Annotated in this window: 6 protein-coding genes; 3 read left to right on the top strand and 3 right to left on the bottom strand. The window is 69.0% G+C overall.

Annotated features, from left to right (window positions below):
- Positions 1 to 98 precede the first annotated feature (98 nt).
- Both QHF84_RS20835 and QHF84_RS20840 read right to left on the bottom strand, forming a co-directional pair.
- Entirely contained in the window at positions 99 to 1,868 is a 1,770-nt protein-coding gene (locus QHF84_RS20835) for a Fic family protein (protein ID WP_281315095.1), read from the bottom strand.
- A 379-nt stretch (positions 1,869 to 2,247) separates the two neighbouring features.
- A complete protein-coding gene (locus tag QHF84_RS20840; RefSeq protein WP_281315096.1) occupies positions 2,248 to 7,581 on the bottom strand; it encodes a protein kinase in 5,334 nt (1,777 codons plus the stop codon).
- Between the two features lie 208 nt (positions 7,582 to 7,789).
- On the opposite strand from QHF84_RS20840, the gene QHF84_RS20845 reads away from it, so the two are divergent.
- The 3 genes from QHF84_RS20845 to QHF84_RS20855 are packed head-to-tail and all read left to right on the top strand — an operon-like array spanning position 7,790 to position 11,502.
- The gene (locus tag QHF84_RS20845; RefSeq protein WP_232379981.1) at positions 7,790 to 8,089 is read left to right on the top strand and encodes a septum formation initiator family protein; all 300 of its coding nucleotides are present in this window, start codon (positions 7,790 to 7,792) and stop codon (positions 8,087 to 8,089) included.
- Between the two features lie 48 nt (positions 8,090 to 8,137).
- A complete protein-coding gene (locus tag QHF84_RS20850) occupies positions 8,138 to 9,793 on the top strand; it encodes a hypothetical protein (protein ID WP_281315097.1) in 1,656 nt (551 codons plus the stop codon).
- A 23-nt stretch (positions 9,794 to 9,816) separates the two neighbouring features.
- Positions 9,817 to 11,502 carry a methylmalonyl-CoA mutase family protein gene (locus tag QHF84_RS20855; RefSeq protein ID WP_281315098.1) on the top strand — a complete coding sequence of 562 codons (1,686 nt, stop codon included), beginning with the start codon at positions 9,817 to 9,819 and terminating at the stop codon, positions 11,500 to 11,502.
- A 320-nt stretch (positions 11,503 to 11,822) separates the two neighbouring features.
- Here QHF84_RS20855 and QHF84_RS20860 read toward each other — a convergent pair whose 3' ends face one another.
- Positions 11,823 to 13,190 (bottom strand): sigma 54-interacting transcriptional regulator, encoded by a 1,368-nt coding sequence (locus tag QHF84_RS20860; RefSeq protein ID WP_281315099.1) that lies wholly within the window; start codon positions 13,188 to 13,190, stop codon positions 11,823 to 11,825.
- Positions 13,191 to 13,210 lie beyond the last annotated feature (20 nt).

Below are 13,210 nucleotides of genomic sequence, written 5' to 3' on the forward strand. Positions count from 1 at the left end.
CCTTCTGGAACCCCTGATGCAAACGGGGTTTGGGGCGCAGGGCGCCGTCAGGCGACCCGGAGCCCCAAGCGTCGAACAGGACCGTGTTTGTCCGGGGATCAGCTCACGAACGCGCGCTTTCGCGTCTCGTACTCGTCGAGGAGCTTCTCCACGCTGGAGAGGGCGTTCTCGACCGCTTCCTGCACCATCTGGAGCACGGTCGTGGCCGAGCCCTTGAGCGCCTCGTAGTAACGCTGGCGCTCGGTCGAGTGGATGATCGACGGCGGCAGGCCCGAGCGGATGAGCAGGAGGTTCATGAACAGCCGCGCGACCTTGCCGCTGTCCGACTGGAAGGGATAGACGCGCAGGAGGTCGTAGTGGGCGCGGGCCGCGATGCGCAGGCCATTGCGGGTTTTGCGCGTCTCGGGATCGTTCAGCCAATCCACGATCTGCCGCACCTTGTAGGCGATCTTGTCGGGCGGCGCATACTCGTGGAAATACAGCCGGTGCTGCGGGATGTCCTTGCGATACTTGACGGTCTTGATGTCTCCCTCTTCCGGATGGAGGATGAGGTAGATCTTCTTGATCACGTCGATCGTAATGGGCAGCTTCTTCTTGCCGTAATCACGGACGAACTCGATCGCCTCCTTGTGGCGGCGAATGTCGTCGTAGGTCGGCTGGAGGTTCGTGTCCGAGACCGGCGGCGCATACCCGGAGAGCGCCGTCCGTAGCTCCTCGAACGTGTACACGACGCCTTCGAGCGCGCTGTCGTGGAAGATCCACGACATGTCGAAGCGGTCCGTGTAGTTTTTCTGGAACTCCTCGCTTTGCGAGGTCAAGCGCTTTTCGATGACCTCGGAGCGCTCCTCGATGGTCGCGCGGCGCTGCGGGGGAAGGAGCGGCAGCGGGAGCGCCACGACACGCGGCGCAGGCTCGCGCACCGCGATGAGGCGGCCCTCACGCGGCTTGTCGGCCTTGAGGAGCTTGCCCTCCTTGCCCTTCTTCTTGTCCTTGCCGCCCTTTTCCTTGGCGACCTTTTCCTTGGCGACCGGCTCTCGCTCCTCGACCGGCCTCTCCTTGGCGGCCTTGCCCTTCTCCTTGAGCGGGAGGGCCTTGGCCTTTTCCTTCGGAGCCGGGGCCTTTTCGGCCTCCTTCTCCTTGCGGGCCTCCTTGTCCTTCTTCGCCGCCTTCGCCTTCCGGAGGGCTTCCTTGGCGGCGAGCCGCTCGGCCTCCTCCGCCTCGCGCGCGGCGCGGGCCTTGGCGGCGGCCTCGGACTTGCGGGCCTCCTTGGCCTCCCTCGCCTCCCGCGCTTCCCTCGCCTCCCGGGCCTCGGCGGACTTCTTGCGGGCCTTTTCGGCGGGGCGGACCTTCGCGGCCGGGCGGGCCGGGCGCTTCGGGCGTGCCGGCTTGGCGACGCGCTTGGCCGGGCGTGCCTTCGCGGCCGGGCGGGCGGCGCGTTTGACCTTGGGGAGCGCGGCCTTCTTCTTGCGCGGGATCGCGCGCGCCTTCTGGCGCTCGGCGCGGGCGGGTTTGCGCGCGACCTTCTTCGACTTCTTTTTCGCGATCGCGCGCTTGACCCTCTTCTTCGTCGGGCTTTGCGCCTTGCGGACCGGAGCGCGTTTGGCGCGGACGACCGTTACCTTTTTCTTCGGCTTGGTCGCCTTGGCCTTCTTGGCGGCCGCGCGCTTCTTCACCAAGGCCACGCGCTTCGTCGCGCGCGCGGCGGAGGCGGCCTTGCGGACGGCCTTCTTGGCGGCTGGCTTCGCTCGCTTCGTGGCCAGCGCGCGCGGCTTTTTCTTCAGCTTCGCCGCCGCGGTTTTCCGGGGCGGGGCCGCGCGCCGACTCGCCTTGGCTCGGGTAGCTGCCTTCTTCTTGGTGTTCTTGGCCAATTTACGGGTCTTTTTAGCCGCCATGGAGCGTGATTCCAGCGGTCGCTCGGAGAACCCCCCGCGGCGACACGGCACGATGAGTCTGTCGGGCCCCTCTGGGCCCGTGCGACGGGGCGTGAGGGTAGCAACCAAGGATTTTGCCCGTCAACCGCTGTTCTTGCACGAACGGCGCGGCCGCGTCGCCTCAATTCGTACCCTCGGCCCCGACGACACGCGAAAAGGCCGATCTCGGGTCCCGCGTTCGACGCTCGGGGCTCCGGATCGCCAAACGGCGTCCTTCGCCCCGAACCCCGTTCGACGCTCGGGGCTCCGGATCGCCAAACGGCGTCCTTCGCCCCGAACCCCGAGCGGCCCTTTCGCGCAGGTCGAACGGCGACGTTCAGGCGTCGATGTTGATGCCCAACTTACGACGGATGGCGAAATAGTCCTCGCTGACCGAGAACAGGACGAGCTCCTTGAGGCGCTCTTTCTGCGGCACCGCGCTCGCGGAGTCGTCGGCGGCCTTGATGATTTCCTGCGAGATCTCGAGGTCGTTCGCCACGACGAAGCCCGCGCGATCGGCCGTGAGGTCGACGCCCGCGACCCACTTCTTGAGGTCGATCGCTCCAGCCTGGAGGAGCTTCGTGACGGCGCTCGCGAGCTCGTCGCGCCGCGGGCCCGTGATCACCGCCTCGATGACCGCGAGGTTCTCCTTCACCGGCCCCTCGATGTCCTTGGAGATCGGGAAGTTCGGGGAAATGAGCTTGATCGCGGCGAAGAGCCACGCCCGGAGCCCCGTGCCCGTGGGGACGAGGTAGCGGAGGTACATGCCGGGCCGGTAGTACGTGAGGTGGCGGCTCGCGATGAACGCGCCCATCTGCGGGGGAACCTCCGTGGCGAGCGCGGCGGCGCCGAGCACGATCGCGGGGTTGTGGGCGTGGAGGAACGAGAGCCCTCCAGGATCCATGGGATTCTGGAAGCAGATGGGCAACTCGAGGCCCAGCACGCCGGCCGCGAAGACGATCGTCTGCGAGAGCGGGTACGGGTGCCGCATGAGGTCGATGGCGTAGGCCATCTGGTAGCCGAGCGCCTCGAGGGGCTGGCCGTTCTTCATGATCACGGCCGGCTGGATGACGGCGAAGACGTTCGTCAGGAGCGGGTCGGCATCGGGGTGCGTGAGGTTCGCGAACCAGTCCTCCTCGCCGAGCGGGACCTGCGCCGCGGCCGCCGTGTCCGAGCGCATGCGCTTGAAGAAGCGCTCCTCGTCGGGCTCGGCGAAGCTCATCAGCGTGAGGGCCTGGCAGAGGCAGTACGCCGAGTCCGCTCGCTTCGACTCGGTGTAGAGCTTGCGCAGGAGCTTGTACGGCTCGGGGCGGTAGGGGTTTCTGCGGAGCAGGATCGCCTGCGCCGCCACGGCCTTGTCGAGGTACTGCGCGGGGTCGCTCGCGTAGAGCTTGGCGAGCAGCTCCTCGCGCTCGTGGTTCTCGGGATCGAGCGTCTGCGCAGCCTCGTACGCGTCGATGGCGTCCGCGATCGCGCCGAGCTTGTCCTTGTAGAGCGCGCCGAGCTTCTCCATCGTGGAGAGCACCTTCGCCGTGTCGTTGCGCTCGGTCGCTCGCTCGAGGTCGACACGTACGAGGCGCTCGACGCCCTCCCAGTCGCCCTTCTGCTCGCGGACCTCGATCGCCTCGGCGAGCGCCTTGTCGAGCGAGGGATCGAGCTCGAGGACCTGGTCGTAGTACTCGATCGCCTTGTCGATGTCGCCGAGCTGGCGGGAGCTGACGATCGCGGCGGTGTGCATGTACTTCGCCTTCTGCCGCTTGTCGTCGATCTTGCTCGCGAGCTTGAGCACGACCTCGATGAGCTTCGACCAGTCCTTCTCCTCGCTGTAGAGCTGCATCAGCTTGGTCAGGATCTTCCGATCGTCCGGGCGCTCGTCGAGCGCGGCGACGTAGCTCTTCGCGGCGCGGGTGCGATCGCCGAGCTGCGCCGCCATGATGTCGCCGACGTCGAGGAGGAGCGCGACACGCTCGTCGCCGCTGACCACGTCGATGCGGCGCATCTTGAGGCGGATGACCTCCTCCCAGTCCTTCTTCGCCTCGTAGAGGCGCACGAGCGCCGCGATCGGCTCCGGGGCTTCGGGCATGAGGTCGGCCGCGTCGAGCAGCGGCAGGACCGCTTCCTCGACCTCGCCGAGCGAGAGACGCGCCTGGCCGAGGTAGAGCATCGCCTCGGCGCGATCGAGCGGATCGAGCTTCTCGGCGAAGCGGTTCGTGAGGTCGACGTAGAGCGCGGCGCTCTCCTTGTACTGCTTGGCGTCGTAACGGACCTTCGCCGCGCGGCGGATCGCCTGCGGGACGTCGGGCGCGAGCGCGAGCAGCGTCGGGAGGACGGAGACGGCCTTCTCGGTCGAGCCGATCTTGCTGAGCGCGTCGATGTAGTGGCTGACCACGTCGAGCGCGAGGTCCTTCGGCATCGCGTCGGAGCGGTTCGCCAGCGACTCGAAGTGCTTGGCCGCCTCGACGAAGCGCGAGGCGTTGAAGGCGATCTCGCCCGAGACGTAGAGCGCCTTCATGTTCGTGGGATCGAGGTCGATCGCCTTCGTCGCGGCCGCCTGCGCGCGCTCGGTGTCCTTGAGCTTCTCGTGCAGGAGGAAGGCCATCTCGCCGTAGTGGCGCGCCTTCGCGAGGTTGCCCTCGGCAGCTTCGATCTCGCGGCCGAGGAGCTCGACGGCGCTCGTGGCGTCGCCGCGCGCGAGGTAGGCGGCGCGGAGCGCGGTGGAGGCCGCGACGTTGCCGGGCTGCGCGTCGAGGGCCTTCTTGTAGCGCTCGATCGCGCCGTCGCGATCGCCCTTGTCGTCGAGCAGCTTGGCCGCGCGGATCCAGAGATCGGCGCGCGTCTCGGGCGTCGTCGCCTTGACGGCGAGCGACTCGATCGCGGAGAGCGCGGCGAGCGCGTCGCCGGACGCGGCGCGGACGTTCGCGAGCGACTCGAGCGCGCCGCCGTGCTGCGGATCGATCTCGATGACCTTCTCGTACGCCTTGGAGGCGCGCTCGGGCGAGCCGATCTGCTCGACGAGGACGCGGCCCATCGCGAGGAGCAGCTCGATGCGGCGCTTGTCCTCGGTGACGATGCGGAGGAGGCGCTCGTAGAGCGAGACGACGTCCTCCCAGCGCTCGAGCGCGCGGTAGTGCCGCATGAGCGCGGTGAGCGTTCCCTCGTGCGCGGGATCGATCTGGAGGATGGCCTCGTACGCTTCGGCGGCCTTGCCGTGATCGAGGAACTGCTCGTCGTGGATGCCGGCGAGCCGCTCGTAGAGGTTGATCTTCTGGCGCGGCGTCGCGCTGATCGCGATCTGCTTCTCCAGGTTGCCGACGAGCTCCTTGTAGCGGCCCGTGCGGTTGTAGATGCGATCGAGGCCGCGCAGCGCGGTGAGGCTGTGCGGGTCGACGTCGAGCGCGGCCTCGTAGCGACGCGTGGCCTCGCCGAGATCGTTCAGTTGATCCTCGTAGAGCTCGGCGACCCTGCAGATGGCCTCGACGCGGGCCTCGCCGCGGAGCGCGTCGGCGCGGCGCTCGAGGATCTTCGCGTAACCGGCCCAGTCCTCCAGGCGGTGGTAGATGCGGCCGAGCGCCTCGGCGGCTTTGTCGTTGCTCGGGTCTTCCTGGAAGATGTGCTCGTAGAGATCGCGGGCGCGCGAGGCGTCGTTGAGCCGCGTCTCCAGGACTTCGGCGGCCTCGGCGCGGATCTCGCGGGAGCGCTCCGGCGTCGCGGCGCGATCGGCGCGGGTCTGGAGGATCTGGCAGAGCTCCTGCCACTGCTGCGCGCGGCGGTAGAGCTGCGCCATGCCGTCGAGCGCGCCGTCGTGCCCGGGCTCGGCCGAGAGCACGGCCTGGAAGCAAGGCAGGCCCATGTCGGGGCGCGCGATCTTCTCCGAGTACCAGCGCCCGAGCAGGTTGAAGAGCGCGATCTTGGCCTCGGTCGACATCTCCGCGCTCGTCGTCGCGGTGCTCAGGATCTGGAGCGCCTCGGCCCAGACCTTCATGTCGCTGCCGGCCGAGCGCTCGAGATCCTTCGCGTAGTCCTGGTTCTCCGGCAGGACGGAGAGCGCCTGCGCGAAGGCGAAGACGCCCTGCTCGATGTCCTCGAGCTCGCGCACGTAGAGGCGGCCGATCTCGTTCAGCGCGCGCGCACGCGCCGGCGGATCCTGCGCCTTCTCGCTGCGCTCGAGGAGCATCTCGGCGACCTCCTCGTACTTCTCGAGCTCCCTTCGCACGCCTTCGAGCGCGCTGAACGCGACGTCGTCGTCCTCGTCGAGCTCGACGATCTGCTCGAGCACGCCCTCGGCCTTCTCCAGGTCCTTCGCGACGTTCTCGTAGGTGCGGGCGGCGCGGAAGAGGAGCTGCTTCTTCGTCTCCGCGGCCTTGATCTTCTCGCCCGCGCTCTCGCCCTCGTCGACCTCGGAGGCCGCGATGACGAAGGCCTCGGCGACCTTGAGCGGATCCGCGCCGTCACGCGCGGCGCTCTCCAGCGCGAGGGCCGAGTCGTGATCCATGGGATCAGCGAGGAGCATGTCGGCGAGGTCGTTGATCTCCTCGTCGGTGAAGCTCTTGCCCTTGGGCGCTTCCTCCGCGCTCTTGGCCTTGGGATCGACGAGGTCGAGCGCGCCGCTCACGCCCTTGGGGCGCGCGCTCGGGTTCTTGTCGAGCAGGCGCGCGATGATCTCGTCGAGCTCTTTGTTGACCCAGCCCTTCGGCGCGACCGTGGACGCGGCGGGCGCCTCGCGGACGAGGTGCGCGGCGGCGATGTCGGCGCCGGTCTCGGCGTTGAACGGAGGCTTGCCCGCGAGGAGCTCGAAGAGCGTGGCGCCGAAGGTGTAGATGTCGCTCTGCGTGTCGATCGCGCCGCCGCGGATCTGCTCGGGCGAGAGAGCGCGGGCGAGCGTGGGGACGCCGAAGGGACCACCCACGCCGGCGCCGAGACGATCGCAGCAGGCGTCGACGAGGTACGCGCGGACCTTGCCGCCTTCGCCGCGGCCGACGAGTACGTTCTCGAGCTTGATGTTGCCGTGCACGACGCGCGCCTCGTGCAGCGCAGCGAGGGCCGAGAGGACGGCGCGGACGATCTCGCGCGCCTCGTTCATGTGCAGCGCGCCCGTGCGCGTCACGCGCGCGGCGAGCGGCTGGCCGTCGACGGGGGCGTACGCGACGTACGCGTGGCCCGAGACGACGCCGGCTTCGAGCGACGCGGGCAGGCCTTCGTGCTGCACCTTCGCGGCGTGACGAACGGCCGTGAGGAAGCGCTGGAGGGCGCGTGCCCCGGAGGCTGCGTCCTTGCGAAAGATCTTGAGGATCCGCTCCTCGGGCTTGTCTTCGCCCTCGACCTTTCGTGTCGCGGCGTAGACGGCGGCGCGCGGGCCCTCGCCGATCTTGCGCGTGATCGTGAAGGCGCCGAACGCCTCGCCGGCCTTCATCTCCGCGTCGGCGGTGCCCTTCTTCGCGAGCTCGCGCAGCTTCGCGTCGGCCTCGGGCCTCAAGGCGAAGATCGCGTCGAGCAGCGCGCCCTCGGCGTCGTTCTCGAAGCATCGATCCGTGAGCGCGCGTGCGAAGGATGCCTTCGAGACGGCGCCTCCTACCTGGGCCGGATCGAGCCCGAGCAGCTCGCGCGACAGCGCGGTCATTTCATCGAGCGAGAAGAGGCGCTCGAGCTCACCTCGGACGATATCGATCGACATGCAATCTCCTCGGATCCTTCGCGCGAGCGTCCTCGTCTGGTCATCGTTCGGTCCAGCCGAACCGACCAGGGCGCCCGCGGGCGGGCGTATGCTAGCCAAAGGTCAGGTCGTTCGCGAAGAACAACTGACGCAAAAGCGCGTGATCTTTACGAAGGACGCGAACCCGGAAAGTTGACCGGGCGCCCCCGGCCGTGGCAGGGAGGAAGACGTGCGTCGACTCACCTTGGCGATCGAGCGGGTGCTGCCGGTCGGAATCCTGGTCGTGGCGGTCATCGGAGTGCCGGTGATGATCCTTTCCCCGGAGGGGCTGCCGCGGCTGCGGGGGCTCGAACGGGAGCTCGAGCAGGTGGAAGAGGAGAGCGCGGAGATGCACCGCGAGATCGACGCGCTGCGCGGTCGGGTCGAGCGGCTGCGGGATGATCCCACGGCGGTCGAGCGCATCGCGCGGGACAACCTCGGGCTCGTGCGACAGACCGAGGTCGTCTTTCAGTTTCCCGCGTCGCGCTGAGGGCCCAAGGCGCCCCTCGCCAACATAAAGAGTGATATCGTTCGCGCCGTGTCGGTCGAGTTGGGGCGACGCCTGATCGCGGCGAACCTGGTGACGCGGGAGAAGGTGCAGGCGGCGCTGCTCCTGTCGGTCGTGCGGGGAATCCCATTCACGCGCGCGCTCGTGGATCGCGGGGCGATCACGGAAGCCGAGCTCGACGAGGAGATCGCGCGGTACGCAGGGCCGGGGCTTCGCCACGTGCAAGGCGCGCCCGATCTCGTGGCGAAGCTGCCGCGCGCGCTGTGTCGGAGGCTCTGCGCGCTGCCGACGCGGCTCGATCCGTTCACGGGGACCGTGGACGTGGCCGCGGCCGATCCGCTGGACGCGCACATCGAGGTGGAGATGTCGTTCCACCTCGGCGCGCCGGTGCGCGTGCTTCGCGCGCCGATCGGCGCCGTGGAAGAGGCGATCCGGCGGATCGAGCTCACGGCGGCGCAGCCCGAGGCGCCGAAAAAGCCGCGAGGTCGCCGCATCACGCCGGCCTCGCCGTACGGCGCGCCGCAGTCGTCGATCCCGCCGCCGCCCACGATCAGCACGCCGATCCCGCTGGTGAAGCGTGTGCCGGAGGGCGCTGACGCAGATCCGACGAACGCGCAGACGCCGGCGACACGACGCGGCGCGCCGGGGACGTTGCGTGGCGCGGCGTCGCTCGAGCGGCCCGTTCGTTCCGCGTTGCCGGCGACGAAGGCCGCGGCAGCAGCGCCTTCGGGTGGAGACGATCCGCCGCGCGTGTCGTTTCCTTCGACGCCGCCGCCGGGCCCGGCCTCGGTTCCCTCGCCGCTCGCCGTGGCGCCGCCCGAGCTCACGGCTTGGCGCGGCGCGACACGCCCGACCCTGGATCCGTCGGTGTTCTCGCGTTCGCCTTCGAGCGACGGGGGCACGGCGCCACGTGTCGTGGGCGATGCGTCGAACGCAGAGAAGGCCGAGCGCGTGGCGGCGATGTGGACGACGCACGACGCGCCCATCTCGCACGCGCTCGCGCCTGCGCTCGGTGCGCCGATCGCGGAGCCGCCTACCGGGCCGAACTCGTTCGCGCCTGCGCCGTCGGCGCGTCGTGGCGGCGTGTCGGTGCCGCCGCCCGCGATGTCGCTCCCTGTGCCCGTGAAAGGCCAGGTGAACGCGCCTGCGCCGACGCCCGCGCCGGATTCCGAAGAGGAGCCGCAACGCCAGACGTTTGTGGGTCCGCCTCCCCTGCCCTTCCCGGATCCGAGCGCGATCCTCGGAGCGCTCGCGCGGGCCGCGACGCGCGACGAGATCGTCTCGCTCGCGCTGGGAGGCGCGGCGCTTTTCGCGCGACGCGTGGCGCTCTTTGCGGTCAAGCGTGACGGGTTCCATGGTTGGACCTGCAACGACGAGTTCGGGGATGAAGAGGCGCTGCGAGCGCTCTCGATCCCGCACGACGTGCCGAGTGTGTTCGCGACGGCGACGGCGACGTCGATCTACCTCGGGCCCGTGCCCGAGACGGAGGCGCACGCGGGGCTGCTCGCGGTGATGGAGCGCGCGAGCCCGGACGTGGCCGTGGTGGCGGTGCGCGTCGCGGGGCGGCCGGCGGCGGTGTTGATGGTCGACGATCTCGGAGACACGCTCACCGGCACGCGCAGGATGGACGAGCTCGCCCGCGCCGTGGGCGAGGCGCTCGCGCGGCTCCTGTCGGCGCGCGGGTAGACGAACGTCGAGGACGACGAACGATGAAGAGCGACGACGACCGAGCGAAAGGCCAGGCGAAGGAAGAGTTCGAGAAGCGGCTCGCGAAGGCGCGCAAGGCGGCGAGGCCACGTGCGCCGCTGCTCTCGGGGCCGCCCGGATCGGTCGGCGTCGACGCGGACGACCTCTACGACGAGGAGACGCTCGAGCGTCTGGGCTTCGATCCTGAGCGGGATCTCGGCTTCCCGGGGATGCCGCCGTTCACGCGCGGCGTGCAGCCAAACATGTTTCGCGGGCGCCTCTGGACGATGCGGCAGTACGCCGGCTTCGGCACCGCGGAGGAGTCGAACGCGCGTTACCACTACCTGCTCTCGCAGGGACAAACCGGGCTCTCGGTCGCGTTCGATCTGCCGACGCAGATGGGCCGCGATTCGGATCACGCGCTCGCGGCCGGCGAGGTGGGGCGCGTGGGCGTGGCGATCGACTCGCTCGGCGACATGCGGCGGCTGCTTGCGGGGCTGCCGCTCGACACGATCTCCACGTCGATGACGATCAACGCGACGGCGGCGATCCTGCTCTCGCTCTACATCGCGGTCGCGGACGAAGCCGGGGTTCCGAGGGACAAACTTCGCGGTACGATCCAGAACGACATCTTGAAGGAGTACGTGGCGCGCGGGACGTACATCTATCCGCCGCGGCCTTCGATCCGGCTCATCAGCGACATCTTCGCGTTCTGCTCGAAGGACGTGCCGCACTGGAACACGATCTCGATCAGCGGCTACCACATGCGCGAGGCGGGCTGCGATGCGGCTCAGGAGATCGCGTTCACGCTGGCCGACGGGATGGCGTACGTGAAGGCGGCCGTCGAGGCGGGGCTCGACGTGGACGACTTCGGCGGGCAGCTCTCGTTCTTCTTCAACGGGCACAACAATTTGCTCGAGGAGATCGCGAAGTTCCGGGCGGCGCGCAGGATCTGGTCGTCGATCATGCAGGAGCGGTTCGGCGCGAAGACGGATCGGGCGCGGGCGCTCAAGTTTCACTGCCAGACGGCGGGGATGACGCTGCTCGCGCAGCAGCCGATGGTGAACGTGGTGCGTGTGGCGATGCAGGCGCTCGCTGCGGTGCTCGGTGGTTGCCAAAGTTTGCACACCAACGGATTCGACGAGGCGCTCGGGTTGCCGACGGCGGAGGCGGCGACCTTGGCGCTTCGGACGCAGCAGGTGATTGGCTACGAGTCGGGCGTGACGGACTTCGTGGATCCGCTCGGTGGGAGTTATGTGGTCGAGGCGCTGACGACGCGGCTCGAACAGGCGGCGCGCGAGTACATCCGGCGGGTCGACGAGCTTGGCGGGATGGTGTCGGCGATCGAGCAGGGCTACGTGCAGCGTGAGATCCAGGCGGCGGCGTATCGCTATCAGCTCGAGATCGAGGAGAAGAAGCGGGTCATCGTGGGGCTGAACGAGTTTGCCTCGGAGAGCCCTCCGGTGCCGGTGATGAAGATCGATCCGCGCATCGAGCGTGAGCAGGCCGAGCGGACGCGCGTGTGGCGCGCCGAGCACGAGGGGCCGCAGAAGAGCGAGGCGCTCGGCGTGATCGATCGTGCGGCGCGCGGGACGGAGAACCTCTTGCCGCCGATCCTCACGGCGGTGAAAGCCGGCGCGACAGTAGGCGAGATCAGCGACGTGCTACGCGCCGCCTGGGGCGAACACACCGAAATCCTCACCATCTGACAAACCCCCTCCGACGTGCATCGACCGCATCGCGGTCGATGCATCAGCGGTCCCGGGCTTGCCCTGCAAAAAGGGGCGGACAGCTACAAACTGACAAACCCCCTCCGACGTGCATCGACCGCATCGCGGTCGATGCATCAGCGATCCCGGGCTTGCCCTGCAAAAAGGGGCGGACAGCTACAAACGAGAGTTCCCCGCGACGACTGCGCTCCGCGCAGTCGTCGCCCAGAGGTCCAGGGCTTGCCCTGGTTCAGGTCCAGGGGCGAACAGCCCCTGGTCGGGTCCGGGGTGAAACCCCGGCGCCACGCACTGCCTGAGACTCACGTATCGCCGGGATCGTACAAACCGCGCTTCTTGAGCAGCGCGCGCAGATGGTTCCGCGCGACGTCGGCCTGGCGCGAGGCTTTCGAGAGATTGCCGCCGCAGCGACGGACGAGCGCGTCGAGGTAGGCGCGCTCGAAGCGATCGATGGCGCGGGCTTTGGCTTCGGCGAACGTTCCCTGAAGGTCGAGGGGTTCGCGCTCGGCCTCGCTTCCGCGGAAACCGAATCCTTCGCCGGCGAGATCGTTCTCCGTGATCGTCCCGTCCTGGCAGAGTGCTGCGGCGCGCGCGATCACGTTGCGCAGCTCGCGCACGTTGCCTGGCCACTTGCGCAGGGTGAGGCTTCGCAGGGCTTCTTCCGTGATCGAGAGCGGGCGCTCCGACGTGGAGAGCTCTTCGAGGAAGTGACGTGCGAGCAGCGGGATGTCTGCTGGGCGCGCGCGGAGCGGCGGCAGGAAGACGCGTGCTTCGGCGAGGCGGAAGTAGAGGTCTTCGCGGAAGCGGTGCGCCTCGATTTCGGCGCGTAGATCGCGGTGCGTCGCGGCGATCAGACGGAAATCCACGGGGATGATCTCGTGGCCGCCCACGCGCGAGAAGGTGCGGCTCTCGAGGACGCGCAGGAGCTTTGGCTGCAGGTCCATCGGCAGCTCGCCGATCTCGTCGATGAAGAGCGTGCCGCCGTGCGCGCGTTCGAATGTGCCGATGTGCCGCGCGTCGGCGCCGGTGAATGCGCCGCGCTCGTGGCCGAAGAGCACGCTCTCGGCGAGCGTCGGCGGGATCGTGGCTGCGTCGAGCACCACGAAGGGGCCTTCGCGCCGCGGCGAGTGCTTGTGGATGGCCCGCGCGAGCTCTTCTTTGCCCGTGCCGGTCTCGCCTTGCGCGAGCACGGTGAGCTGGCTCGGCGCTACGCGCTCGAGGGTCGCGAAGAGCTCGCGCATCTCGGCGGAGACGCCGATCAGCCCGCCGAAGCGGCCGCCTTCGCTGCCGCGCTCGGGCTCGGCGCGATCGTCGACTTCGACACGTACGAGCGAGTCGCCGATCTTCAGCAACGCGCCTGGGCCGAGCTCGGCTTCGCTGATGCGGTGCGGGCCGAACCACGTGCCGTTCGTCGTGCCGAGGTCGCGCACGAGCACGCGGCCCTCGGGCCTGCGTTCGAGCTCGAGGTGCGTCGCGGAGATGCGCGGGTCGGGGATGACGAGGTCGTTGGTCTGGTGCCGGCCCACGGTGGCGCGGGCGCGGGTGACGAGGAGCGTCTTGCCGGCACCCGGTCCTTGGGTGACGACGAGGCGCGCGACGCCGCCGCCCTGTTTGGCCTGGCGGGGCTGAATTTCGGTCGCGGGAAGCTTAGGGGAAGCGGTATCGCTCACGGTCAGCCCGGAGGGGTATC

The sequence above is a fragment of the Polyangium sp. y55x31 genome, assembly GCF_029946505.1.
GTDB lineage: Bacteria > Myxococcota_A > Polyangia > Polyangiales > Polyangiaceae > Polyangium.

Bases quoted from the DNA above. Each gene is read 5' to 3' on its own strand.
- QHF84_RS20840 (WP_281315096.1), bottom strand. From the start codon at position 7,581: ATGTCGATCGATATCGTCCGAGGTGAGCTCGAGCGCCTCTTCTCGCTC.
- QHF84_RS20855 (WP_281315098.1), top strand. From the start codon at position 9,817: ATGAAGAGCGACGACGACCGAGCGAAAGGCCAGGCGAAGGAAGAGTTC.